We start from the raw sequence: 628 nt of genomic DNA on the forward strand, positions 1-628 counted from the left end.
ACGCCACCGACCGAGCCCACATGCTGCGGGTAATAGACCGGGATGTGCTTGTAGACCGCGGCCTTGCCCAGCGACATGAAGAAGCCGAGCACGAACACCAGCACGGTGAACAGGGTGACGCTGATCGCCAGATGGAAGCTGATCTCGCCGTGTATGCCCTTCACGATGTAGCGGGTGTCCGGATAGGCCAGGATGAAGGTACAGATCACCGATACACCCAGCGTCCAGTACATCACCCGCCGCGCACCGATGCGGTCGGACAGCCAGCCACCCACCACCCGGAACAGGCTGGCCGGGATCGAATAGCAGGCCGCCAACATGCCGGCGGTGCCCACATCCATGCCATAGGCGCCGACCAGATAATGCGGCAGCCACAGCGCCAGCGCGACGAAGCCGCCGAACACGAAGAAGTAGTACAGCGAGAAGCGCCACACCTGCAGGTTCTTCAGCGGTGCCATCTGCTCGGCAAAGGACATCGGCTTGACGCCACTGCGGCGGCGGTCTTCCAGCGAGGGATCTTCCTTGCTGAACAGATAGAACAGGATGGCGGTGACCGCCAGGCCGACTGCCCACAGCTTGGCCACCATCATCCAGCCCGAGGCCACCATCACCAGCGGCGCCAGCAGCT

The 628-nt window shown here is 63.2% G+C and carries 1 protein-coding gene; it reads right to left on the minus strand.

The window, feature by feature from the left end; all coding sequences use genetic code 11:
* Positions 1–628 (minus strand): MFS transporter (locus ABB27_RS18695; protein ID WP_152984690.1); only part of this gene is annotated, 628 nt, incomplete at both ends.

It is taken from the genome of Stenotrophomonas terrae (genome assembly GCF_001431465.1).
Taxonomy (GTDB): Bacteria; Pseudomonadota; Gammaproteobacteria; order Xanthomonadales; family Xanthomonadaceae; genus Stenotrophomonas; species Stenotrophomonas terrae.